Origin of the sequence: Kitasatospora hibisci, assembly GCF_043950205.1 — a bacterium.
GTDB classification, from domain to species: domain Bacteria; phylum Actinomycetota; class Actinomycetes; order Streptomycetales; family Streptomycetaceae; genus Kitasatospora; species Kitasatospora hibisci.
Genome location: NZ_CP171642.1, coordinates 4,578,887 through 4,601,970, shown reverse-complemented (window position 1 = coordinate 4,601,970; position 23,084 = coordinate 4,578,887). Strand labels below are relative to the sequence as shown.

Below are 23,084 nucleotides of genomic sequence, written 5' to 3'. Positions count from 1 at the left end.
GAGCGGCCACTCCGGACCGCGCCACCATTCGCACTCCACCTTCAGGGAGACCAGCGTGTCCCGTATCCGCGCAGCCGCCGCCGTCACCGCCCTCGGAGCCCTCCTCCTCGTCGGCGTCGGTGCCGCCACCGCCCACGCCGACAACGGCGCCGGAGCCGACCACCTCTCCGACAGCAGCGTGGTGAGCAACACCGGCTCCAACAACGTGATCGGCGGAGTCGTCGGAAACGTGGTCAACACCCAGCAGACCGCCACCGGCTCCGGCTCCGGCAACCAGAACAACGGCCTGGCCGTGACCGGCAACGCGGGCGACATCGGCGCCCTGCAGGGCAACGGCAACCTCGCGGCCGACGTCTTCTACCCGGTCATGAGCTAGCCGGTTCCGGCGACAGCCTCCTCCGAGAGCCGTCCGGGCCGGGTGCCCGCCCCACCAGCGCGGGGCGGGCACCCGGCCCCCGCCGTTCACGGGCGGGCGCCACCCCGCTGCCGGACGGGGGCCTGCCCGGCCGCCACCCCCAGGACGGCCCGGCCGATCCGCCGCAGGCAGTCGCCGAGGTCCGGCCGGGTGCTGTACGGCCGGTTCCGCACCCCGTCGTTGACCAGCGCGAACAGCGCGTGCACCCGGATCCGGGCCTCCACCGCGTCGTACTCCGGCCGGACCAGGCGGAGCAGCTCGACCCAGGTCCGCAGGAAGTCGCGCCGGAAGTCCACCGCGGCACGGCGGTCCGGTGCGGCCAGCCGTTCGGTCTCGCTCAGCATCGCGCCCAGGTAGTCGCTGTTGCGCCGGGCGAAGCCCACGTAGGCCGCCAGACCGGCCTCCAGCGCCGCCGACGGCCCGGCCGCGGCGGCGATCGCTCCCTCCACCTCGTGCCAGAGCCGCTCCCGGCTGCGCACCAGCGAGGCGGCCAGCAGCTGCTGCTTGCTCTCGAAGTGCCGGTACACGCTGGGGCCGGAAATGCCCACGGCGGCGCCGAGTTGGTCGGTGCTGACGTTGTCGAACCCGCGCCGGTGGAAGAGCCGCACCGCCGCCGCGAGCAGCTCCTCCCGGCGCGGCTGCGGGGTCACCACGGCCGCCACGACGGCCGGTTCGGGATCGGTCCGGGTGCCGTCCAGGGAGACCGCGAACACCGCCGCGACCAGCTCGCCGAGCAGCCGCTCGGCCCGGCGCGGCTGCGGAGCGGCCGACTGGTAGGACAGGCCGGCGCAGGCGGAGAGCGCCGACCAGCAGAGCAACCCGGCGTCCGGACGGGCCAGTTCGGGCCGCTCGGCGCGGAGCGCACCGGCCATCAGCGCCGCGTCCGCGCGCAGCTCGCGGCGGAGCGCGGCCCGCCGGTCCGGCGGCAGCAGCCGGGCGTCGCGCTGAACCAGCGTGCCGAGCGACCGGTGTCCGACCGCGACGGCGGCCAGCGCCGCCCCCACGGCGGCCGTGGAGTCGGCGGCGCGAAGCCCCGCGGCCAGCTCGTCCAGGCCCACCCGGACGGCCCGGTCGAGGAGTTCCGGCTTGCCGCGGAAGTGCCGGTAGAGGGCGGGGGCGGTGACGCCGACCCCGGCGGCGACGTCCGTCATCGAGACCTGGTGGTACCCGACGCGGTGGAACCGGTCGGCGGCCACGACGAGGATCTGTGCCTGCCTGGACCGTGCGGGCGGCCGCCGTACCACCATGCCGGCGCTCCCTCGTTCCCGTCCCGTCCGATCTGCCGACCGTAGGCTAGCAACGATTCACTCGCGGCCGAGCACCGGCCGAGCACCGGCCGGGCCGAGGCCCGAGGGAGCGCCCCCGGGCCGGATCGCGGGCCCGGACGCACCCCCGCCGACCCTGGACAGTGGAAGCTACCCGGGATTAACTTGTGGGGCGATCACCTGGCCGAACCCCGCTTCAGCCCGGGCCGGCCCGGCCCGCCCGGCCCCACCGAAGGGAGCGCCACCGTGCGCCGCACCGTCTTCACCGAGGACCACGAGGCGTTCCGGGAGACCATCCGGGACTTCATCGCCCGCGAGGTCGTCCCGGTCTACGAGAGCTGGGAGGCCGACGGCCACCCGCCGCGCGACTTCTACCGCAAGCTCGGCGAGCTCGGCGTCTACGGCATCGAGGTGCCGGAGGAGTACGGCGGCGCCGGCGAGAGCGGCTTCAAGTACCAGGCGGTCATCGCCGAGGAGACCGCCCGCGCGGGCGTCTCCTTCGGCTCCTCCGGCGTGCACACCGGCCTGGTGCTGCCGTACCTGCTGGAGTACGCGACCGAGGAGCAGAAGCGCCGCTGGCTGCCCGGGTTCGTCTCCGGCGACATCATGACCGCCATCGCGATGACCGAGCCGGGCGCCGGCTCCGACCTCGCGGGCATCTCCACCACCGCACGGCTCTCCGAGGACGGCACCCATTACGTCCTCAACGGCGCCAAGACCTTCATCACCGGCGGCGTGCTCGCCGACCTGGTCCTGGTGGTCTGCCGGACCTCCCCGTACGACCCGCAGAACCGCCGGGCCGGCCTCTCCATCCTCTGCGTGGACACCGCGTCGGACGGCTACAGCGTCGGCCGCAAGCTGCAGAAGATCGGCCTGCGCACCTCGGACACCGCCGAACTCGCGTTCAGCGACGTCAAGGTGCCGGTGGAGAACCTGCTCGGCGAGGAGGGCCGGGCCTTCACCTACCTGACCCACAACCTGGTGCAGGAACGGCTCGCGATCGCGGTCGGCGCCTACGCTGCCTCGGCCGCGGCGGTCCGGTTCGCGGTCCAGTACGTCAAGGAACGCAAGGTCTTCGGCCAGGCGGTGGCCGAGTTCCAGAACACCAAGTTCACGCTGGCCGACTGCGAGGCCCAGGTGGTCGCCCAGCAGTCGATGGTCGACCGGGCGCTGGAGCTGTACCAGCACGGCGGGCTGACCGTCGCGGACGCGGCGGCGGTGAAGCTGTTCTGCACCGAGTCGGCGTCCGGCGTGATCGACAAGTGCCTGCAGCTGCACGGCGGGTACGGCTACATCCTGGAGTACCCGATCGCCCGCCTCTACACCGACAACCGGGTGTTCCGGATCTACGGCGGCACCAGCGAGGTGATGCGCAGCATCGTCGCCAAGTCGCTCGGGCTGTAGGGCCAGGGCGGGACTGCCGGGCCGGGCCGGGGCCGGCGGGCCGGGCCGGGGCCGGCGGCCGAACGAGGCCGCAGCAGCCGGGATGCGCACCGGGTCTCCGGTGCGCACCTCCATGACTCCGGGCGCGGCGGGCCGCACCCCCACGGCGGCCCGTCGCGGCCCGGTCAGTTCGGCGAGGCGTGCTCGGTCCGCCAGGCCTCCCAGCCGGCGGCCGAGGCCACCTTCGCCTCGTGCAGTGCCCGCTGGGCCACGGCCTTCGTCGGAGGCATGTCCATGCTCCGCACCCAACTGCGGCCGGCCGTGGCCAGCGCCGCACACACCATCGCCGCACCGGCCATCCCGAGCACCGCGCCGACGCCCGTGAGGACCGCGCCACCGGCCAGCAGCGATCGATTGACCTGGAACCCGCTGAAGAAATTCTGGTTGGTCGCCATGCATCCACCATCGGTGCAGTCGGCGGCCACCGCACGCCGAGCGACTCCGGGTGCGCGACCCGGGTACGTCCGGGACGCTGGCCGGAGGGGCCGCCGCGACGGCCCGGCAGGCCGAGGAGGGCACGCGATGGTCGATCTCGAACAGCTCGCCGTGGAGCACGCGGCCCTGGCCGCCGAGAGCCCGCACGGGCGAAGCGCCCACCTGGTGCTGCACGACGGCGTCCTGCGGCAGACCGTGATCGCGCTGACCGCGGGCACCTCGTTGGACGAGCACAACGCCCCGGCCGCCGCCTCCCTCCTGGTGCTGCGCGGCCGGGTGGCGCTCACCGTCGCCGGGCACCTCCAGGAGCTCTCGGCGGGCCAGCTGCACCCCGTCCCCCAGGAGCGGCACGGGCTGCTGGCCCACGTCGACTCGGTGGTGCTGCTGACGGCGGTCACCGCGTAGCGGGCCTCAGCACTCCGTCGCTGACCAGCCGCAGCCCCCGCAGGAACTCCTGCCCGCTGGGCGCAAGTTCGGGTGCCGCCAGCCACTGCGCGGCGAAGCCGACCATCAGTGCCTGGTAGAACATGCCGCGGGCGACCTCCTCCTCGGTGTCCGGCACCTCGGGCAGCCCCTGGAACAGCGCGGCGAGGCCGAGGCGCCCCTCCTTCTGCGCCTCGGCGAAGGCCTGGGCCAGCTCCGGTGCGTGCGCGACCTGCGTGATCGCCTCGAACTGGGCGGCCCAGAGGCCCCGGTGCTCGACGAACACGCCCTTGAGACCCTCCCACACGGCGACGAACCGCTCCTCCGGCTCCCCGGACGCCTGGTTCGCGGCGGAGACCACCCGGGCGAGGGACTCCCCCATCTCCCCGATGGCCTCGATCATCGCCGCGTTGAGCAGCGCCTCCTTGGAGCCGAAGTGGTAGCCGATCGCGGCCAGGCTGACGCCCGATGCGGTGGCGATGTCACGAGCCGTGGTGCGCCCGTAGCCCTTCTCGTAGAGGCAGCGCTTGGCGCCGGACATCAGGTCTTCGCGATTTCCCATGCCGTGATCCTACGGAAGAACTGGACAAATGTCTTGCACTTACGTCTCACACTCACGATTTAGACGAACGTGCTAGACAAACGTCTTACACCTCCGTACCGTCTTCGCCATGACCGCAACCACCGGCCGCGCAGGCCGTCGCGAATGGACCGGCCTGGTCGTCCTCCTGCTCCCGACCCTCGTCCTCTCCATGGACATGGGCGTGCTCTTCTTCGCCGTCCCGTTCATCTCCACCACGCTGGCGCCCAGCGGCACCCAGCAACTGTGGATCATGGACGTCTACTCGTTCCTACTGGCGGGCCTGCTCATCACGATGGGCGCTCTGGGTGACCGGATCGGCCGTCGGAAGCTGCTGATGACCGGTGCCGCCGGCTTCATCGGTGCCTCCCTGCTGGCCGCCTACGCGGACGGCCCCGGGCAGCTGATCGCCGCCCGCGCGGTGCTGGGCGCCGCCGGGGCCACCGTGATGCCCTCGACGCTCGCGCTGATCCGCAACATGTTCCACGACCCCAGGCAGCGCCAGGCCGCCCTCGGCGCGTGGGGAGGCGCCCTCACCGCCGGCGCCAGCCTCGGCCCGGTCGCCGGCGGCCTGCTGCTGGACCACTTCTGGTGGGGCTCGGTCTTCCTGCTCGCCGTCCCGGTGATGGCGCTGGTCCTGCTCGCCGCCCCGGTGCTGCTCCCCGAGTACCGCTCTCCGCGGCGCGGCGGCTTCGACCTGCTCGGCGCCGGCCTCTCGCTGGCCGCGATCCTGCCGCTGGTCTACGGCGTCAAGACGCTCTCGGTGAACGGCTGGAGCCTGCTCGCCGGGCTCGCCCTCCCGGTCGGCCTGTTCTTCGCCGGGGCCTTCGTCCTGCGCCAGCGCACCGCCGCCGCACCGCTGCTGGACCTCTCCCTCTTCCGGATCCGCGCCTTCAGCGGGGCGATCAGCGTCAACACGGTGGCGATGTTCGCGATGATGGGCTTCACCCTCTTCACCTCGCAGTACCTGCAGCTGGTCAAGGGCATGAGCCCGCTGACCGCCTCGCTCTGGGCGCTCGTGCCGAGCGTCGGCGTGTTCGCGGCGGTCGGTGCCGGATCGGCGCTCGCCGGGAAGGTCCGCCCGGCGGTGATGATGGCCGGCGGTTTCCTGGTCGGCGCGACCGGCTTCGCGATGATGACCCGGGTCGGAGCCCACTCCCCGCTCGCCCTCGTGCTCACTGCGGCGGGCGTGCTGGCCGCCGGCACGGTCGGCACCATGACGCTGACCGCGGAGCTGGTGGTCTCCTCCGCCCCGGCCGAGCGGGCCGGGGCCGCCTCGGCCACCTCGGAGACCGCGGTCGAGCTCGGCAGCTCGCTCGGCATCGCCCTGCTGGGGGCGGCCGGCGCGGCCGTCTACCGCTCGCAGCTGGACGGCGGCCTCCCGCAGGGCGTGGACGGCGAGCTCGCCCGCACCGCGCAGGACACCCTGGGCGGCGCGGTCGCCGTCGCCGCCCAGCTGCCCGGCCGGCTCGGCGCCGAGCTGCTGGAGACCGCCCGCACCGCCTTCACCGACGGCCTGCACGTCGCCGCGGTGGTCGGGCTGGTCTTCACCCTCGGCGCCGCCGGCCTCGCCCACCGCCTGATGTCCCACCTCCCGGCCCGCACCGTCGAGCCGACCGTCACCGAGCCGGCCGCCACCGAACCGGCCGCCACCGAACCGGCCGCCGGTTGACCCCGGGCCCGGGCCCCGCTCACCTGCGCGGCATCACGAGCCCCTGTCCGGCAACCGGGTGGGGGCTCTCGCCCCTCCCGTCGGCGCGGTCGGCCACGGATCGAAAACACGCGAGCGGCGGACGGCTGCCGCATGGCACCCTGCCGCCATGGACGACAACATCAACCACGTTCGGGCTAGGACGAGTTACGACACCGTCGCGGAGGACTACCGGGAGCGGATCGGGGACGAGCTGGCGGACAAGCCGGTGGACCGGGCGCTGCTCGGGGCGGTACTGGAGGAGGCCGCGGGCGGTCCGGTGGCGGACCTCGGCTGCGGTCCCGGTCACGTGGCGGCGTGGCTGGCGGAGCACGGGGCGGAGGTGGTCGGGATCGACCTGTCGCCGGGCATGGTGGCGGTCGCCCGGCGGGAGCACCCCGCGGTCGAGTTCCGGGAGGGGGACCTGCTGCGCCTGCCGGCCGCGGACGGCGAGTTCGCCGCCGCGGTGGCGCTCTACTCGGTGATCCACCTCGAACCGCACGAGCTGAAGCCCGCCTTCGCGGAGATGCGGCGGGTGCTCCGGCCCGGCGGCGTCCTGCTGGTCTCCTTCCACCTCGGCGCCGAGGTGCGCCGGCTGGAGGAGTGGTGGGGCCACGCGGTGGACGTCGACTTCCACTTCCTGGACCAGGACGCCGTCGCCGGGCAGCTGGCGGAGGCCGGATTCACGGTGGAGGCCCGCATGCAGCGGGCACCCCGCCCGCACGAGGCGGAGACCCACCGCGGCTACCTGCTGGCCCGGCGACCTTAGACCCCGTCCTCCGCAGGCGACCCGAAGCGGGCGAGGCAGTGCCAGACCCGCTTGAGGTCCTGGGGGTCGTGGCGACCGCGGCGGGCGGCGTCGCCGAGGATGCGCGGGTCCAGCCGCCCGGCCTCGGCGACCGCCTCGCCCAGCGCGACGTACTCGGGCCCGCGGTAGTCCGGGTGACGGCGCAACTCCTCGACGGAGAGCCGCACGCCGGAGTGCCACTCGACCGGGCAGGGCAGCCGGCGGGCCTGCTCCTCGACCGGGGTGCCGCGGTGGCTCGGGTCGAGCACCAGCGCCTCGACGTCCCGGTCCAGCCGGACCGGGCCGTGCACCTGGGCCTCGATGTAGTCGTCCAGGGCGTCCGCCGCCACGTCTGCCTCGGCGACCTCGATCAGCGCCATCCGCTCGGCGACCCCGAAGTCCGAGGGCTCCAGGAAGCTGTCCGGATAGCAGAACGTGGTCCGGTCGAGGACGGGCACGGCCAGCCGGAAGAACGCGGACCCGAAACGCGGGGCGCCGCCGAGCGGCCTGCGGCGGTAGTCGAGCGCCCCGTACACCGGGCGTTCATCCGCCGGCGCCCCGTCGTACGCGCCGCCGAAGATGCGGCTCTCCCAGCGCCAGCGGTCGCCGCCGGGGTGGGCGGTGAGGCCGCCGTTGCTGGTGCCGGTGACGAACTGGGAGCGGTAGACGCCGTCGGCGGCGAGCGACTCCAGGATCGACCGGCCGCCGGACTCCCGGTCGGGGTGGAAGTTGAGGGTGACCTGCAGGCCGGGGGCCAGCGGCGGACCGGAGGACAGCGCGGCGACGTGTTGCAGGGCGTGTTCCTGCGGGGCCCGGGACGTGTCGATGCTCATCACCGCAGTGTCGCGGAGCGGGGCCCGGCTCCGCACCCGTTTTCCGCCGGTGACCGTCCGGACCGGACACACCCCGCCCCCGACGGACCGGACCGGGGCGCACGGCACATGTGGTCTACACCACTACCGGCCGTCCGCCCCGGCAACATCTGGTTTTTGACCAGCGTTTCCCGGCCGGTGTATACGTTCGCCGCCGGGGCCAGGCATACTGGCCGGGTCGGGCGCTTTGCCCTCCTGTGACTCTAGACAAGAAGGGACCGGTGGCCAGGATGCTGCGGAACGGTCTTGAGCCCTGGCACCTCCTGGTGGTGCTGGCTGTCGTTGTCCTGCTGTTCGGATCGAAGAAGCTGCCGGAGATGGCCCGCGGCCTCGGCAAGTCCATGCGCATCCTCAAGGCCGAGACGAAGGCCCTGCGCGAGGACGAGGCCCCCGCCGCCGACGCCGCCCAGGGCGCCGCGCAGGCCACTGCCGCGCCCCAGCAGCCCGCCGCCGACCAGGCCCGCCAGGCCGTGACGCCGACCACTGTGACCAAGGCCACGGAGACCCCCCGGTCCGCCACCACGGCCTGAGCCCTCGACGGAGCCCCCCGCTGCCGGGCAGCGGGGGGCTCCGTCGCACTCCGGGCCGTCCACGCCGCTCGGGCCCGTTCCCCGGACCGCCCTGATGGGCGGTCAGCCCGGCGTCGACCGCCCCGCGGGCCCGGACGCGGGGCGGGCGGCTCCGCCGGACGGACCAGCCCGTCGGGCGGCCGCCGCCCGACGGCCCCAACCTGGGCGGGATGTCCTCGAATCAGCCGCCGCCGTCCCGGACCCGGATCGACAAGCGGGCCTGGCTCCTGCTCCTGGGTTCGTTCACGCTGCTGATGGTCGTGTACTTCACCATCCCGCTGCGCCGCCTCGGCGCGGACCGCCCGCTCCTCAGCTGGACGGTCTTCACGGCCGCGCTGGTCGTGCTGAGCGCACTGCTGATGGCACGGATGAGCGACGTGGTGCGCGGCACCGGTCGTCACCCGGGGGTCTGGCTGGTCTTCCTGATCTGCCTCGCGATGACCATCTTCGCCGCCACCTACTACGTGCTCAGCGCGAGGCCGGACGAGTTCGTCGGCCTGGAGAGCCGACTCGACGCGCTCTACTTCACCATCGTGACCATGTCCACGGTCGGGTACGGCGACATCACCCCGGCGGGGCAGGCGCCGCGGCTGGTGGTGATGCTGCAGATCGCGTACAACTTCGTCTTCCTGGCGGCCGCCGCCGGGGTGCTGAGCCGCCAGATCCGCACCGGGGTGGAGAGCCGTGCCCGGCGGCGGCACCCCGGGGACGGCTAGGCCGTCCGCCACCGGCCTCGCCGGGCCCACCGCGGGACGGTCACCCGGTGTCGTCGCGGTCGGCGGCGGCGTTGAGCGAGGTGATCAGGGCGCTGAGGCGGGAGTTCCAGTTCTGGGAGGTCTGGCCGTCGACGGCGCGCTTCTTCGCCAGGTCCCGCACGATCCGCTGGGCGCCCTTCAGCTCCTGCGCTGCGTCGTCCGGCTGACCCTGGTTGAGACGGGCGGCCGCGTCGTCCAGGGTGTGCAGCAGGTCGATCTGGCGGTCGCGCTCCTTGCCGACCTGGGTCTGCGCGACGGCCTGCCGCAGGGCGTTGAGCTGGACGGCCGGACCCTGGTTGCGCGGCGGGGTCGTCGAGGGGACCGCGGTGGGCGTCGCGGCCGGGGTGGTGGACGCGGCGGTCGACGGCGTGAGGGTCGACGGCGCGGCGGTCGGGCTCGGCGGGGCCGCGACGGCCTGCCCCGTTCTGCCAGCCGGGGCGGTCGGGGTACCCGGGTCGTCGAAGGCGGTGAGCGCGAGCATCGCGGCGCCCGCGATGCCGGCCAGGCCGAGCGCGCCGAGGACCAGCGGCTTGCGGCGGCTCTCCCGGGCCTGCGGCTCGAAGCCCGAGGAGCCGTACCCGGCGGAGCCGAAGCCTGCCGGACCGCCCCCGGGCCCGGCGTACCCGGGCGGCGCGACCGGCACCGGCGCCATCACCGAGGTGGCCGCGGCCGGCTGCGGCGGGAGCAGGGTGGTGTGCTGCTGGGCGGCGAGCCCGGGCGGGACCGGCGGCAGCGCCTGGGTGGGCTGCGCCGTGGTGGCGAGCAGCTCGGAGGTCGGGTCCACGACCGCCAGCCCGGGCACGCAGGCGAGCAGTTCGGCCCGGGCGGCGGCCGCGTCGGACGGCCGGTCGGCGGGGTTCTTGGCGAGCAGCCGCAGCACGGCCGCGTCCAGGGCGGGCGACACGCCGGCCCGGCGGGCGGACGGCGGCAGCGGCTGCTCGCTGACGTGCTTGAACGCGATCGCCACCGGGGTCTCGGCGGTGAACGGGGTGGCGCCGGTGAGCATCTCGGTGAGCACGCAGCCGACCGCGTACAGGTCGGTGCGCCCGTCCAGCGCGGAGGCGGTGGCCTGTTCGGGCGAGAGGTAGGCCGCGGTGCCGAGGACGGACGCGGTCTGGGTGAGGTTGCTGGAGGAGCCGGCCCGGGCGATGCCGAAGTCGACGACCTTCACCCCGCCGTCGTCCGTGATCATGATGTTGCCGGGCTTGATGTCACGGTGCACCAGGCCCGCTCCGTGCGCGACGGCCAGCGCCTCGCAGACCGCCGCCGCGATCCCGACCGCCCGCTCCACCGGCAGGCCCGGCTGCTGCGCCAGCACGGCGGCCAGCGAGCGGCCCTGCACCAGCTCCATGACGATGTAGGGCGAGCCCTGGTCCACGCCCGAGTCGAAGACCATGACGATCCTCGGGTGGACCAGCATCGCGGCGTGCTGCGCCTCCCGGCCGAACCGCTCGGCGAAGCGCGGGTCGTCGGCGAGGCCCCCGTTCAGGACCTTGACGGCCACCTGGCGGCCCAGCACGTGGTCCACCCCGCGGTAGACGGTGGCCATGCCTCCGACGCCGAGTATCTCGACGAGTTCATAACGCCCGTTGAGCGCCCGTCCGATCACGCCAACCGCCTCCCTCACGTGCCCTGTCCGGGGCCCCGGACCGCCTCGTGCACCTGTGCACGATAGCCTCCGGGCGCCTCGGGGCCGCCCACGCCGGCGCCGACCGGCTCCGGGGGACCGTCGGCGGCGGCCGGGCCCGCGGGCACCCGCAGGCTGCCGTAGCGCTGCATCCGCTGCCACCGCAGCCGGGAGCCGGCCAGCGCGGTGAACACCGACTGGATCACCACCAGGTACATCAGCTGCCGGTAGACGAACTGCTGCAGCGGGAGGCTCCAGAGCGGACCGAGCCGCTCGCGGTCGAGGCGGAAGGCATAGACCGCCATCAGCAGTTGGACCAGCAGGAACGCGAGCCAGAGGCCGACGATCCGGACCGGGTCGAGGAAGGCCAGCCCGTACAGCGCGAAGACGTCCACCACCGGGGCGAGCAGCGGCAGCAGCACCTGGAACACCAGCAGATAGCCGAGGCCGCGGCGGCCCAGCTTGCCCGCCTGCCCGCCCTGGCGCAGCGCGCCCCGGTGCTTCCACATCGCCTGCAGGGTGCCGTAGCACCAGCGGTAGCGCTGCCGCCACAGCGCGCTCAGGGACGCGGGGGCCTCCGTCCAGGCCTTGGCCCGCTCTTCGTAGACGACCCGCCAGCCGTCCCGGCAGAGCGCCATGGTGAGGTCGGTGTCCTCGGCCAGCGTCTCGTCGCCGACGCCGCCGACGGCCAGCACCGCCGAGCGGCGGAAGGCGCCGACCGCGCCGGGGACGGTGGGCATGCACTCGGCGAGGTCGAAGAGCCGGCGGTCCAGGTTGAAGCCGACCACGTACTCGATGTGCTGCCAGCGGCCGAGCAGCCCGCCCCGGTTGACCACCTTGGCGTTGCCGGAGACGGCGCCGACGGCCGGGTCGGCGAAGGGCTGGACCAGCATCCGGACGGCGTCCGGCTCGAAGACGGTGTCACCGTCGACCATCACCAGCAGCTCGGCCCGGGCGGCGGCGATACCGGTGTTGAGGGCGGCCGGCTTGCCCGCGTTGGCCTGCCGGATCACCCGGACGTACGGCAGGCCCAACGACTCGACCAGGTCGGCGGTCCCGTCGGTGGAACCGTCGTCGACCACGATGATCTCGACCGGGTGGTCGGACGCGAGCAGCGAGCGGACGGCGGCCTCGATGCCGGCCGACTCGTTGTAGGCGGGCACGATCACGGAGACCGGCTCGGTGACCGGCGGCCCCCAGGCGTTCCGCCGGCGACGCAGCCGCTTGTGCCGCCGGGCGGCGACCGGCACGATCACCGCGCGCAGCACGCTGACCGCGCCCGCCGCGTACAGCAGCCAGCCCAGCACCGTGAGGGTCCAGTCCCCGGCCTGCAGCACGCGGATCAGCGCGAGGCCCTGCCAGTGCTCGGTCCAGGTCGCCCGCCGGACCGGATCCGGCAGGCCCACCGACTCGCTGACCGTGGTGAAGCGGAAGCCCCGCGCCTTCAGCCGCGGCAGCAGTGCGTCCAGCGCGGCGACGGTCTGCCAGCGGTTGCCGCCGCCGTCGTGCAGCAGGACGATCCGGCCCTCGTCACCCCGCCCTGCGGTGGCCGCGTCGGTGATCTCGTCCACGCCGGGGCGGCGCCAGTCCTCACTGTCATGGGTGGTGAGCACGGTCAGATAGCCCTCGCGGCCGGCCTGCTGGACGGCGGCCCAGCCGGAGTCGTCCAGCACGTCGGCGGTGGACGAGTACGGCGGGCGCAGCAGTGAGCTGGTCACCCCGGCGGCGCCGGCCAGCGCGAGCTGGGTCTCGCGCAGTTCCAGCGAGCGGCGCCAGGGAGGCTGGGCGCCGAGGTCGGCGTGGGTGAAGGTGTGCACGCCGAGCTGGTGGCCCTCGGCGACGATCCGGCGGACCAGGTCGGGATGGGCGGCCGCCTCGGTGCCGACCACGAAGAAGGTGGCGTGCACGCCGTTGCGGCGCAGGGTGTCCAGGACCTCGGCGGTCCAGCGTGGGTCGGGGCCGTCGTCGAAGGTGAGCGCGACGGTGCCGGGGCGCGGCGCGGCGGTCCGCGGCTCGGCACCGGCCGCGTCGATCACCGGTCCGCCGCTCCGGACCTGCTCGGGGACCGTGGCCGAGCCCGCCGGCCGGGCGGCCGGGTCGGGGCGGTGGTCGTAGAGGTGCTGGGTGTAGCCCTGCAACAGCAGGGCGGCCGCCAGGGTGAACAGCAGGGCGGTCAGCAGCAGCCAGTGGGTGCGCAGCGGGCCCTGGCGGACGACGCCCCGGCGGCCGCGGCGGGCGGCGGGCGGGACGCTGGCGGGGCCGGGACTGCCGGTTCTGCGGCGGCGGGAGGGGCTCACGGTGGGGTGCTTTCGGAAGGGCCGGGGCGGGGCCCGGAAAGGTGAGGGCCAGAGGTGGAGCCTGCAGCAGGACGGTGGCGGGGCTGGCCCGGTGGCGGGGTCAGCAGGGCGGTTGGCGGGTCACGGGGTCGGGGACGGCTTGCCGGACTTGCCGCCCCCGTTGCCCGAGTTGCCCGGCGCGTCGGTGGGCCGGCCGTGGCCCGGGGTCGCGGTGGCGTTCCCGCCGCCGTTGCCGTTGCCGTTGCCGCCGGGCGTGGCGGGTACGGACGGCCCCGCGGAGGGCGGGGCGGACGACGGGGCGGACGGCGCCGGGGCGGAGGGCCGGCCGGCAGTCGTCGGGGCGTCCCGGTGGCCGGCCGTCGCCGACTGGGCCGGGCCCGGCTGGACGCTGTCCGGTCCGGGCGTGCCGGGGATCGTCGGCACCTCGGACGGGGTCTCGGCGGCCGGCCCGGGCGGGGCGGCGCTCGGGGCGGGCGGCAGCGGCAGGAACGGCGCGCTCACGCTCGGCCCGCCCAGCATCGTGCTGGCCACCAGCACCAGGTAGCCGGCGGCGGGCACGGCGAGCAGCAGGCCGAGGCGGCGGACCCGCCGCTGGCGGCGGCCGGAGGAGTCCACGAACACCGGGGCGGCGGCGGTCTCGGCGGCCTGCTGGGAAGGGGTGGCGGCCGGGGAACCGGGCAGCGGATCCCCGGCCGCCGGCTCGTGGTCGTACCAGGTGACGGTCACGGTCGGGTCCAGGTCTGTTCTGGTCGCGCGGGCCGTCGGCCCGCCCGACTGCGGGGCGGACGGGCCGACGGTTCCGGTCCCGTCCGGACCGCGGCGCGTCCGGGGGGTGCGCCTGCGGTCCGGCCGGGGCCGGCCGGGTGGACGGTGGGCACGGGGGAGCCGACCGGCCACCCGGGGTCTTCGGGTGGTGGAGCTACTGCGGGTCCTGCGGGTCGTACGGCCTGCGGGTGGAGCGGGCACTGCGGTGGTGCGTTCCCGGATGGGCGGCGGGCCCGGGGGGATTCGCTCGCCGCCCATCCGGAGTCTCGGGTCACCTCTTGGGTGAGGCTTCGGCGGGTTTGTCGGTGTGGTCGGGCTTCGGCTGCGGGTCGGTGAGCGTCGGCAGCGGGGACAGCGCGGGGGTACCGGTGGCCTTGCCGCCGTTCCCGCCGGAGCCGCCCGAACCTCCGGAGCCGGAGGTCTTGCCGCCGTCACCGTTCTGGTTGCCGTTCTGGCCGCCGTTCTGGCCGCCGTTCTGGTTGCCGTTCTGGCCGCCGCCGGTGCCGTTGCCCCCGTTGCCGGAGGTGCCGCCGGACGACTGGGAGGAGTTCCCGTGCTCGTCCTCGCCGGCGCGCCGGAGGACGTTCGCGCAGTACCCCTCCACCTTGTCCGGGCCCCCGGCCTCCGCGACCAGCGCGGCGAACTGCGGGTCCGCCGTGACCAGGCGCGGGCGCTCGCCCTTGCCCGTCCGGTCGGTGAAGCCGCGGCAGAGCGAGGCCAGGCCGTTCGAACCGCCCTTGGTCTCCCCGTTGGCCGGGGTCGAGGACGGTGCACCCGGCGCGGACTGCCTGCCCGCCCCGGTGGAAGGCCCGCCGGTGGCCGAGGGGTCGCCGAAGGGCCGCCGCGCGGCCGAGGAGCCGCCCGACGCGCCGGACTCGGTCCCCGGTACGGACGTCCCGGTGGCCGCGGGGACGGCCGGCATCCGGCCCCGGCCCTCGGAGCCGCCGCCGAGCGCCGACGGCAGGTTGCCCGTACCGGCCGCGACCGCCACCCCGCCGAGCGCGGTGGCGCCGAGCACGACGGCGACGGCCTTCGTGCTGAAGGCCCTGGCCAGCGCGGCGGTTGCCATCGATCGTCTCCGGACGGGTGTGGGTGCAGCAGGGACGGACGCGAGACGGGCCTCCCGGAACGCGGCCAGCGCCGCCTCCTCGCCGGAGAGCTCCTCCGCCACCGCCGGGGCGGAGGCAGCGGCCAGGACACGGGCCACCCGGTCCACCGGCCCGCCCTCGGGCAGTCCGGTCGACCCGGTACCGACGTCCGGTCCGGTGAGTGAGGCGTCCTGCCCGGCCGACGGGCCGCCCACGGCACCGCCAAGCAGTTGCTCGGCCGTGTCGCGGTCGATCCGACGGGATCGGTTGGTGCTCATCTCATGTCCTTCAGCGTCGCGGCCCTGCGTTCTGTCACACCCTGCGAAGAAATTTCTTCGCCGGACTTTCCGGAGCCCCGCCGGGCACCCCGTCCGACCCGGCCCGGCTGGTGCGGCACCGGCTGCCCGGTCGGCTGCTGCACCGTGGTCGAGGCCGCCCGTCGGGCAGCCTGCTGCGCCGTGGGCTGCGCCGGTATCCCGACCCCGGACGCGAAGGGCTGCTCCAGCAGCTTGGCCAGCCGCCGCAGCCCCCGGTGCGCGGCCATCCGCACCGTCCCCGCCCGCTTGCCGAGCACCCTCGCGGCGCTCTCCGCGTCGAGCTCCATCACCACCCGCAGCAACACGGCCTCGGCCTGGTCGTGCGGCAGCCGGGAGATCAGCGCCAGCGCGTCCGCCGTGCCGACGGCGGCCATCGCCGCGCCCGCCGTGTCGTCCCCCGCGGCCAGCTCGCCCAGGTACTCGAACGGGAGGTCCGCGACCGGTCTGCGGCGTTTGGCCCGCAGGTGGTCGAGGGCCCGGTTGCGGCCGATGGTGGCGGCCCAGCCGCGGAAGCCGTCCCCGTCGCCGGTGAAGGACGGCAGGTCGCGGGCGATCTGGAGCCAGGCCTCGGAGGCGATGTCCTCGGCGTCCTGGGCGTCCTCGGGCCGGCCGCCGATCAGCACCCGGAGGTAGCGGATCAGGCCCGGCTGCACGCTGCGGAACAGCAGCCGGAACGCCTCCTCGTCGCCGTCCTGTGCCGCTCGGACGGCGGCGGTCAGGTCGGTCGGGGCGGCACCCGGGGGCCGGGCGGACGGTGGACCGGGTGGTGGACCGGACGTCGGTACCGGTCCGGACCGGCCGACTGGGCTGTCGGTGCCCGCTCCCGGGCGCTCTGCACTCTGCACCCGCCACATCATGCGCCATCCGGGTGGCCGGTCGGACCCGCCGGGGCGATCGGGGGCTCCGGTGCCCGCTCGTCGGCCCGGCCCCGGGTACGATGCCGGACTCCTCGACAGGCCGCCCGGGGGTCGGCCGGACCTTCGGCCGTCCGGACCGAGCACCGCAGGTCAGGGGCCTCGGGTCCGGCAGCCGGCAGGCCTCGCCCACGGCCTCGCAGCCGGCCTGCTGCCTACCCTGGGGAGAGCGGCCGGGCCGTCCGGACCGAACCCGCGGACCCGTGCCGGCCTCACCGCCACGGCCGGCCCGTACCGCCGGCCGGCCGGACCCGTGGGCACCGGTAGCCTGCGCCCTCCACCGGCACGCCCGGCGAAAGCCCGGCACCGACCCGGCACGGGCCCGCGACCGCCGCCGCCCCGTACGCCACCCCTCACCACGACCGGAACCACGATGACGACCTCCCGCGAGCTCTACGCGAAGGGACTGCGCGACCACCTCGCGCCGGCCCTGCGCGCCCTGGGCCTCGCCGGGTGGCGCCGTACCTTCAGCCTCCCCGACCGGACCCACTGGGCACTGCTCGGCCTGGTCGAGCAGATCGGGCCGGGCCTCGACGACCGGGTGCGCTACACCTTCGGCCTCAGCCTGGTGCGCAAGGCGGACTGGGCCGCGGCGGCCCTCCCCGGCCTGCGCCCGGACCCCCGCGCCGGCTACGGCATCGAGGTCTGGCGGGCCCGGATCGGCGACGTGCTGCCGGTCGGCGAGGAGGTCTGGTGGGAGGTGCTGCCCGGCCCCCGCTGGCGGGTCGCGCTGGACGACTCGGTCTCCGCCGTCCGCCACTACGGCCTGCCCGAACTGCTGCGCCGGATCGAGCGGGACCGCACCGGCGGCGGGGAGACCTACCTCTCCCCCGCCGAGCTGGAGCAGGTCAACGCCGTCCTGTTGGGTGCCGCGGTGGCACGGATCCAGCGGGCCGAGCTGGTCGACGGGCACCTCGTCCTGGCCGGGGCCTGGAGCGGGGCGGACGCGGTCGCGCGGACCGTACTGCACGGCGTCGCCCGCGGCTTCCGCTCGGCCGGGGACGACCGCTTCGACACGGTGCGCTGCCTGGACACCCTCGGCCGCGAGCTCTGGTCGTTCCCGTCCTGAACCCCGGTTCCGCTCCGTGCATCCTGCCCGCGGGCGCGCTGCCGCGGCCCGGGGCGCGCACCCCGACGGCGTGCCCCCGGACCGCGCGCGCCGACGGAGAAGCCGCAGCTCGGAGGTGCTGTCATGACGCGGACCGTGACAACTGTCATGCGGATCCCGCAACGGACGACACTGCTCTGACGGAGGGTCGGGCCGGAAGACTGGAGGCACGACGCGGGCACCGGGCCCGCGACCGACCGCCCAGTCCGGGGAGGACCCACCGTGAGCCAGACCCTCAGCGCCCCCGCCGTCACCGCCACCGCTCCGGCCGCCGCCGCGAAGGCGCCGAACGCCCCGGCCTCCGCCCTCCGCCCGCTCGTCCTCGACGTCGCCGCCCCGCTGGCCGGCTACTACCTGCTGCATTCCGCCTTCGGCATGAGCGAGTTCGCCGCGCTCGCGTGGAGCGGCGCCATCCCGGCCGTCCGGACCACCGTCGGCCTGCTCCGCGAGCGGAGGCTCAACCTGTGGGCCTCGATGATGCTGGGCGTCAACGTGGTCGGACTGGCGCTCACCACCGTCACCGGCGACGCCCGGCTGATGCTGGCCAAGGACGGCGCGCTGAGCGCCACCATCGCGCTGGCGATCCTCGGCTCCGTGCTGCTCGGCCGGCCGCTGATGTCCTCGGCGCTGATGCCCTTCCTCACCAAGGGCGACCGGGCACGCTCCGACGCCTGGCACCGGCTGGCCGGCGGCCGGGCGGCAAGCTCGCGCAGCTTCCGCCGCCACGAGCGGCTCTTCTCCACCATCTGGGGCACCGCCCTGCTGACCGAGTGCGTGGCCCGGGTGGTCGGCGCGTTCACCCTGCCGGTCTCCACCATGGCCTGGCTCTCCACGGTCTTCCTGGTCGGTGCGATCGCCGCCGGTGCCGTGCTCGGCCAGATCGCCGCCGACCCGATGGAGAAGCTGGTCCGCGCCGAGGCCGCCCGCCCCACCGAGCGCTGAGAGACGTGCAGGCCGGAACGCCCGGCCCGGTCCATCCGCCCACGAAGATCCGCTGACGGCCCGTCGAACGGCCGGCGACGCCGAGGAACCATCGGGACGGCCCGGGAGTCCTCTCTATAACGAGGGGGTAACGGACCCCCGACGAGAACGGGGAACCCGATGAGCCGGACGGACGCGCTGACCACCACCGAGGACCGCACCCTGGTCTGGGACGGTTGCCTGAACGTCCGCGACCTCGGCGGGCTCCCGACCATCGACGGCGCACGCACCGCCCACCGCGCCGTCGTCCGGGCCGACAACCTGGACCGTCTCACCGCCGAGGGCTGGGACGCCCTCCTCGACCACGGCATACGCACCGTCGTCGACCTGCGCGACATCGCCGAGTACAAGCCGCTCCTCCCGCTGCCCGAGGGAGTCGAGCTGGTCCGCGTCCCGCTGGACGAACTGGCCGGCTCCGCCTGGTGGGAGACCTACGGAGAGCTGGACGGCACCCCGCTCGCGTTCCGCCCCTACCTGGACCACTGCCCGCACGCCGCCGCCGAACTGGTCACCGCCGTCGCCGGCGCCCGGCCCGGCGGGCTGGTCGTGCACTGCGGCGCCGGCCGCGACCGCACCGGCCTGGCCGCCCTGGTGCTGCTCGCCCTCGCCGGTGTGGAGCCCACCGAGATCGTCGCCGACTACCTGCTCAGCGCCCCCAACGTCCGCCCGCTGTACGGCATGCTGGGCCTGCCGGACCAGTACCGCCGGATCGACGCGGTGCTGGCCGACGCCGGGACCACCGCCGAGGCCGCCCTGTTCGCCGCCCTCGACGGCTTCGAGCCGACCGGCTACCTGCGCGCCGCCGGCGTCGACCCGGCCGACCTCGCCGCCGTCCGCGCCCGGCTGCTCGGCGACTGACGCCCGCCGCGCACCCTGGGCGCCGCGCGGCCGCCCCGGGCAGCCGGGGCCCGCACCGGCACTCAGAAGCCGGACACGTGGGTGGTGACGATCCGAACCCGCCCGTCGACGGCGGCCTCCATCGCCGCCCGGAGCCGCAACGAGCGGGCCGGGCCGAGGAGTTCGAGCGCTTCCTGATCAGTGGCCCAGCAGTGGTCGTCGAGCTCGCCGACCGGGACGGTCACCGGGGTGCCGTCCGGGACGGTGCCGAAGTCGAAGAGGAAGTGCTCGGCGGGGTGGTCGAGTTCACCGGACGCATGGGTCCAGGAGATGGCGAGCAGGTCGCCCGCCGACCGGACGATGCCGGTCTCCTCCTCCAGCTCGCGCGCCGCGCACTCGGCCGGCCCCTCACCGAGGTCGATCGTCCCGCCGGGGAACTGCCAGTGCTCGCGGTAGCCCGCCTTCACGATCAGGATCCGACCCGACTCGTCGCGCAGCACGCAGCCGGCCGCCGCATAGATCCGCGGCAGGGACGCCAGCCACTCCTCCCGGGACTTCAACGGCTCAGCCGACACGACGGTCCTCCTCCGATGCGGAACGGGTCTCCGCGCCCACTCCTCCGCGCCCACTCTGCCATCCGGCTCCGCCTCCCGTCGGCCGGACGGCGGCACGCCCGCGCCCGCCCGGCACAGCTCGGCCGGACGGGCGCACGGGGCAGGGGCACACGGGACAGGGACAGGACCCGTGCCGGGGCGGGCGCCGACCCGCGGCTGTCAGGCCTCGGCCAGGATGGCGTTGGCGCGCTCGGTGACGACGGTCAGGACGCGGGCGGCGACGGCCAGGTCCTCGGCGGGAAGGTCCCCGTAGATCTGGGCCACGATCCGCTTCACCCCGTCCTGGATCCGGCCGTGCAGCTCGCGCCCGGCGTCGGTGAGGGCGAGGACGGCCGGGTCGCCGTCGCCTCCCGAGGCGGTCGCCAGGCCGGCGTCGAGCAACTGCTCGATCACTGCGGCGGCGGCCGCGTCGTCGATCTTCAGCCCGGCGGTGAGCCGGGTGATCAGGTGGTCGCGGGTGGCGACGCCCTCCGGCTGCTCGCCGAGGCCGTTGATCGCGACCTCCTGGTGGAAGGTCAGACCGAGGCTTTCGAACACGGTCTCCGCCACGGCGCGGGTGGCGTAGTGGGCAAGGCCGATGGTCCGGCCGTTGAGGACGGCGACAGAGGTGGACATGAGATCACTCCTTCAGCAGATCCAGCAGGTCGTCGAGCAGGCGCGCTGGGCGGTTCGGGTGGCCGATGGCGCGGCTCGGCAGTGCAGACGGGCAGTGCAGTCCGGTGACACGTCCGGCGGGACGGTCAGCCGAGCTGGTCGTCGAGCGGGATGTCGAGCGCGACGTCCAGCGGGACGTCGAGCAGTGCGGTCAGCTCGGCCGCGAACGCCGCGGTCCGCTCCCCGTCCAGGCCGCCGAGCGGCGCGAGCAGCCGGTCGAGCAGCAGCTGGACGGTGGCGACCGCGCGGCGGGCGGCCTGCTCCCCCTCGGTGGTGAGCGAGAGCCGGACCGCGCGGGTGTCGGCCGGGTCCGGAGTCCGCTCGATCAGGCCCGAAGCCTCCAGCGACCGGGCGATCTTGGACACGTAGAGCGCTTCCAGCCCGGTGTGGTCGGCCAGCCGGCGCTGGCTCGGCCGCTGCCCGGACCGGTGCATCCCGTGCAGGGAACCGAGCAGCGTGTACTGCGCGTGGGTCAGCCCCAGCGGCGCCAGCGCCCGGTCGACGGCGGTGCGCCACCGCGTCGACAGCCGCCAGACCAGGAAGCCCGGCGTCGGGCCCTTCTGCGGAATCACGTTCTCACTCATGACGAATACAGTACATGGCTACTGTTGCCATGGCTACTATTTTCGCGGACTTCGCCACTCCAGTCCCCGGCGGGGTGCACCCGGCCCGGGCCGGCCGGAGCGCACCCCGCGAACGCCGCGGATCAGCCCCGGCCGGCCAGGTGCTCGGCCAGGCGGTCGAAGCTGGAGTTGAGGCCGGCCACGGCGTCCGGGCCGTTGTACCGGTCCGGCACGTCGGTCTGGTGCAGGACCACCTCGGTGCGGGCGTCGCCGAGGTCCCGGAAGGTCAGCGTGGAGCGCATCCCGGTGCTCGCCTCGACGACGGCCAGCAGCTCGCCCTCGCGGAGCTCGACGACCTCGGCCTTCATCGGGTACCGCTCGCCGGTGGCGTCGACGACCATCGTGCTGTCGTAGCGCCCGCCGACCCGCGGCTCGATCGTCACGGTGTCCAGCGGGACGTGGATGCCGGCCGGGCCCCAGAAGCGGACGAACTGCTCCGGGTCGAGGTAGGCCCGGAAGGCGGCGGCCGCGGTGCCGGGCAGCTCGCGGGTGACGGTCAGCTCACCGGGGTTCTCGGTCATGGTGTGTTCCTCGCGCTCGCGTTTCGGTGTGTCGCTCTCACAGGGTTGGACCGGGAGCGCGGCCGGAACTCATCGCTCCCCGGAGGAATTCTTCGGCGAATCTCCCGGCGGGCCGATGAGCCGCGCCCACCGAGCCGGTCTGACCTCCGTGGACACCTACCGAGAGACACCCCCCGCCCCGGAGCCGGCCCCCGCCCGGACACCGTCGATGCCCGCCCCGGCGCCACCCCGCGCCCCGCACCCGACCCGTGAACCGCGGCTGGCCTGCGACCTCGGCGCCCTGCCCGCCGCCGGCCCGGACGCCGCCGACCTGGCCGTCGTCGACGCGCTCGCCCGGCTCCGGCTCGCCGCCGCCCGGCACGGCGTCCGGGTGGTGCTGAGGAACGCGAGCGGCCCGCTGCGGGAGCTGCTCGCGTTCGCCGGCCTCGCCGGAGTGCTGCCGGTGGACCCGGACGACGATCCGGTCGGCGCGACGCACGCCCCGCCCCGGTGCGACCCGCTCGGCGCGGACCCCGCCCTACTCGGCGTCCAGCCGGGGCGGCAGCCCGAAGAGCGGGAACACCGTGTCGGTGTCGAGGAAGTTGGTGAGCCCGGTGATCCGACCCTCTGACACCTCCAGCACGATGAGCGCCCACGGCTCGTGGCCGCCCTCCGGGCTCGGGCGGTACTGCCCGAAGGCCGGACTGCCGTTGGCCTCCACCGGCACCAGCCGCGAACCCCGGCAACCGCAGCCCGGACCGAGCATCCACGCGCGGATCTCGCCCCGCCCCTGCAGCCACATCTCGTACGGCGGCATGTTGAGCGTGACGTCCTCGTGCAGCAGGGCCGCGAGACCGTCCATGTCGTACGCCTCGAAGGCCGTGACGTAGCGGGCCAGCAGTGCCCGGTGGTCGTCGTCCAGCGCCGGCGCGGGACGGGAGGCCGCGGCGTCCGCGGCCAGCACCGCGCGGGCGCGCTGCAGCGCACTGTTGACCGAGGCCACGGTGACACCCAGCAGCTCGGCGACCTCGGCGGCCTTCCAGCCGAGCACCTCGCGCAGGATCAGCACCGCCCGCTGCCTCGGCGCCAGCCGCTGCAGGACGGAGACGAAGGCCAGCCGCACCGACTCCCGCTGGGCGGCCACCTCGGCCGGGTCCCCCGTCTCGGGCAGGACCCGGCCGTCCGGCGCGGGCCCGATCCAGAACACCTCGGACCGCTGGGCCTCGCTCGCGGTGGCCACGGTGGACGGGCCGGCCAGGTCCATCGGACGGGCCCGGTTGTTGCGGCCGTTCAGCGCGTCCAGGCAGACGTTGGTCGCGATCCGGTAGAGCCAGGAGCGCAGCGCGGCCCGCCCCTCGAAGCCCTGGTGGCCGCGCCACGCGCGGACCATCGTCTCCTGGACCGCGTCCTCCGCCTCGAAGACCGAGCCGAGCATCCGGTAGCAGTAGCCGGTCAGTTCCCTCCGGTACCGCTCCAGCCGGAGCTCCAGCGGCTCCTCCACCCCGGTCATCAGATCGGCCATCGC

Annotated in this window: 25 protein-coding genes; 11 read left to right on the top strand and 14 right to left on the bottom strand. The window is 75.0% G+C overall.

All coding sequences use genetic code 11. The features are described from left to right. The first annotated feature begins 55 nt into the window (after positions 1-55). Complete coding sequence (locus tag ACF9IK_RS19905; protein ID WP_395295533.1) at positions 56-376, top strand: hypothetical protein; 321 nt, start codon at positions 56-58, stop codon at positions 374-376. An 86-nt stretch (positions 377-462) separates the two neighbouring features. On the opposite strand, the gene ACF9IK_RS19900 is transcribed toward ACF9IK_RS19905, so the two are convergent. Then, positions 463-1,662, bottom strand: a complete 1,200-nt coding sequence (locus tag ACF9IK_RS19900; protein ID WP_395295532.1) for a TetR/AcrR family transcriptional regulator — start codon at positions 1,660-1,662, stop codon at positions 463-465. A gap of 264 nt (positions 1,663-1,926) precedes the next feature. Here ACF9IK_RS19900 and ACF9IK_RS19895 point away from each other — a divergent pair, with 264 nt between their 5' ends. Then, positions 1,927-3,084, top strand: coding sequence for an acyl-CoA dehydrogenase family protein (locus ACF9IK_RS19895; RefSeq protein ID WP_395295531.1), 1,158 nt, complete (start codon positions 1,927-1,929; stop codon positions 3,082-3,084). A gap of 164 nt (positions 3,085-3,248) precedes the next feature. Here ACF9IK_RS19895 and ACF9IK_RS19890 read toward each other — a convergent pair whose 3' ends face one another. Continuing rightward, positions 3,249-3,518 (bottom strand): hypothetical protein, encoded by a 270-nt coding sequence (locus ACF9IK_RS19890; protein WP_395295530.1) that lies wholly within the window; start codon positions 3,516-3,518, stop codon positions 3,249-3,251. A 127-nt stretch (positions 3,519-3,645) separates the two neighbouring features. Between ACF9IK_RS19890 and ACF9IK_RS19885 the strand changes: the two genes are divergently transcribed. Further along, the gene (locus tag ACF9IK_RS19885) at positions 3,646-3,963 is read left to right on the top strand and encodes a cupin (protein ID WP_395295529.1); all 318 of its coding nucleotides are present in this window, start codon (positions 3,646-3,648) and stop codon (positions 3,961-3,963) included. On the opposite strand, the gene ACF9IK_RS19880 is transcribed toward ACF9IK_RS19885, so the two are convergent. Next, the gene (locus ACF9IK_RS19880; RefSeq protein ID WP_395295528.1) at positions 3,953-4,543 is read right to left on the bottom strand and encodes a TetR/AcrR family transcriptional regulator; all 591 of its coding nucleotides are present in this window, start codon (positions 4,541-4,543) and stop codon (positions 3,953-3,955) included. The genes ACF9IK_RS19885 and ACF9IK_RS19880 overlap by 11 nt on opposite strands. A gap of 109 nt (positions 4,544-4,652) precedes the next feature. On the opposite strand from ACF9IK_RS19880, the gene ACF9IK_RS19875 reads away from it, so the two are divergent. Both ACF9IK_RS19875 and ACF9IK_RS19870 read left to right on the top strand, forming a co-directional pair. Next, positions 4,653-6,233, top strand: coding sequence for an MFS transporter (locus ACF9IK_RS19875; RefSeq protein WP_395295527.1), 1,581 nt, complete (start codon positions 4,653-4,655; stop codon positions 6,231-6,233). A gap of 148 nt (positions 6,234-6,381) precedes the next feature. Continuing rightward, positions 6,382-7,020, top strand: coding sequence for a class I SAM-dependent methyltransferase (locus ACF9IK_RS19870; protein ID WP_395295526.1), 639 nt, complete (start codon positions 6,382-6,384; stop codon positions 7,018-7,020). Here the strand turns inward: ACF9IK_RS19870 and ACF9IK_RS19865 are convergent. Beyond that, positions 7,017-7,871: a DUF3626 domain-containing protein gene (locus ACF9IK_RS19865; RefSeq protein ID WP_395295525.1), complete on the bottom strand. Its 855-nt coding sequence runs from the start codon at positions 7,869-7,871 to the stop codon at positions 7,017-7,019. The genes ACF9IK_RS19870 and ACF9IK_RS19865 overlap by 4 nt on opposite strands. A 269-nt stretch (positions 7,872-8,140) precedes the next feature. On the opposite strand from ACF9IK_RS19865, the gene tatA reads away from it, so the two are divergent. Together tatA and ACF9IK_RS19855 are read left to right on the top strand one after the other, a co-directional pair. Beyond that, entirely contained in the window at positions 8,141-8,440 is a 300-nt protein-coding gene (tatA, locus tag ACF9IK_RS19860) for a Sec-independent protein translocase subunit TatA (protein WP_395298621.1), read from the top strand. Between the two features lie 209 nt (positions 8,441-8,649). Beyond that, on the top strand, positions 8,650-9,195 hold the full coding sequence (locus ACF9IK_RS19855) for a potassium channel family protein (RefSeq protein ID WP_395295524.1): 546 nt from the start codon (positions 8,650-8,652) through the stop codon (positions 9,193-9,195). 40 nt (positions 9,196-9,235) lie between these two features. Here the strand turns inward: ACF9IK_RS19855 and ACF9IK_RS19850 are convergent, their stop codons facing one another. The 5 genes from ACF9IK_RS19850 to ACF9IK_RS19830 form a co-directional block, all read right to left on the bottom strand. Next, a complete protein-coding gene (locus ACF9IK_RS19850) occupies positions 9,236-10,843 on the bottom strand; it encodes a protein kinase domain-containing protein (protein WP_395295523.1) in 1,608 nt (535 codons plus the stop codon). Between the two features lie 14 nt (positions 10,844-10,857). Then, a complete protein-coding gene (locus tag ACF9IK_RS19845) occupies positions 10,858-13,158 on the bottom strand; it encodes a bifunctional polysaccharide deacetylase/glycosyltransferase family 2 protein (protein ID WP_395295522.1) in 2,301 nt (766 codons plus the stop codon). A 120-nt stretch (positions 13,159-13,278) separates the two neighbouring features. After that, on the bottom strand, positions 13,279-13,884 hold the full coding sequence (locus ACF9IK_RS19840) for a hypothetical protein (RefSeq protein ID WP_395295521.1): 606 nt from the start codon (positions 13,882-13,884) through the stop codon (positions 13,279-13,281). 310 nt (positions 13,885-14,194) lie between these two features. Beyond that, entirely contained in the window at positions 14,195-15,289 is a 1,095-nt protein-coding gene (locus tag ACF9IK_RS19835) for a hypothetical protein (RefSeq protein ID WP_395295520.1), read from the bottom strand. Then, the gene (locus tag ACF9IK_RS19830; RefSeq protein ID WP_395298620.1) at positions 15,286-16,182 is read right to left on the bottom strand and encodes an RNA polymerase sigma factor; all 897 of its coding nucleotides are present in this window, start codon (positions 16,180-16,182) and stop codon (positions 15,286-15,288) included. Before ACF9IK_RS19830 ends, ACF9IK_RS19835 begins: the two co-directional genes overlap by 4 nt. 433 nt (positions 16,183-16,615) lie before the next feature. On the opposite strand from ACF9IK_RS19830, the gene ACF9IK_RS19825 reads away from it, so the two are divergent. The 3 genes from ACF9IK_RS19825 (at position 16,616) to ACF9IK_RS19815 (ending at position 19,189) form a co-directional block, all read left to right on the top strand. Beyond that, positions 16,616-17,311, top strand: a complete 696-nt coding sequence (locus tag ACF9IK_RS19825) for a hypothetical protein (RefSeq protein WP_395295519.1) — start codon at positions 16,616-16,618, stop codon at positions 17,309-17,311. Positions 17,312-17,572: 261 nt separating this feature from the next. Then, positions 17,573-18,292, top strand: coding sequence for a VC0807 family protein (locus ACF9IK_RS19820; protein WP_395295518.1), 720 nt, complete (start codon positions 17,573-17,575; stop codon positions 18,290-18,292). A gap of 159 nt (positions 18,293-18,451) precedes the next feature. Continuing rightward, positions 18,452-19,189 (top strand): tyrosine-protein phosphatase, encoded by a 738-nt coding sequence (locus tag ACF9IK_RS19815; RefSeq protein ID WP_395295517.1) that lies wholly within the window; start codon positions 18,452-18,454, stop codon positions 19,187-19,189. A 62-nt stretch (positions 19,190-19,251) separates the two neighbouring features. On the opposite strand, the gene ACF9IK_RS19810 is transcribed toward ACF9IK_RS19815, so the two are convergent. From ACF9IK_RS19810 to ACF9IK_RS19795, 4 genes are all read right to left on the bottom strand, one after another. Continuing rightward, the gene (locus tag ACF9IK_RS19810; RefSeq protein ID WP_395295516.1) at positions 19,252-19,743 is read right to left on the bottom strand and encodes an NUDIX domain-containing protein; all 492 of its coding nucleotides are present in this window, start codon (positions 19,741-19,743) and stop codon (positions 19,252-19,254) included. Between the two features lie 198 nt (positions 19,744-19,941). After that, positions 19,942-20,397, bottom strand: coding sequence for a hypothetical protein (locus ACF9IK_RS19805; RefSeq protein ID WP_395295515.1), 456 nt, complete (start codon positions 20,395-20,397; stop codon positions 19,942-19,944). Between the two features lie 125 nt (positions 20,398-20,522). Then, positions 20,523-21,020, bottom strand: coding sequence for a MarR family winged helix-turn-helix transcriptional regulator (locus ACF9IK_RS19800; protein ID WP_395295514.1), 498 nt, complete (start codon positions 21,018-21,020; stop codon positions 20,523-20,525). 122 nt (positions 21,021-21,142) lie between these two features. After that, positions 21,143-21,580: an SRPBCC family protein gene (locus tag ACF9IK_RS19795; RefSeq protein ID WP_395295513.1), complete on the bottom strand. Its 438-nt coding sequence runs from the start codon at positions 21,578-21,580 to the stop codon at positions 21,143-21,145. A gap of 148 nt (positions 21,581-21,728) precedes the next feature. On the opposite strand from ACF9IK_RS19795, the gene ACF9IK_RS19790 reads away from it, so the two are divergent. Continuing rightward, positions 21,729-22,190, top strand: a complete 462-nt coding sequence (locus ACF9IK_RS19790; RefSeq protein ID WP_395295512.1) for a hypothetical protein — start codon at positions 21,729-21,731, stop codon at positions 22,188-22,190. Here the strand turns inward: ACF9IK_RS19790 and ACF9IK_RS19785 are convergent. Further along, positions 22,098-23,081 carry a sigma-70 family RNA polymerase sigma factor gene (locus ACF9IK_RS19785; protein WP_395295511.1) on the bottom strand — a complete coding sequence of 328 codons (984 nt, stop codon included), beginning with the start codon at positions 23,079-23,081 and terminating at the stop codon, positions 22,098-22,100. The two genes, ACF9IK_RS19790 and ACF9IK_RS19785, sit on opposite strands and share 93 nt — an antisense overlap. Between the last annotated feature and the right edge of the window lie 3 nt (positions 23,082-23,084).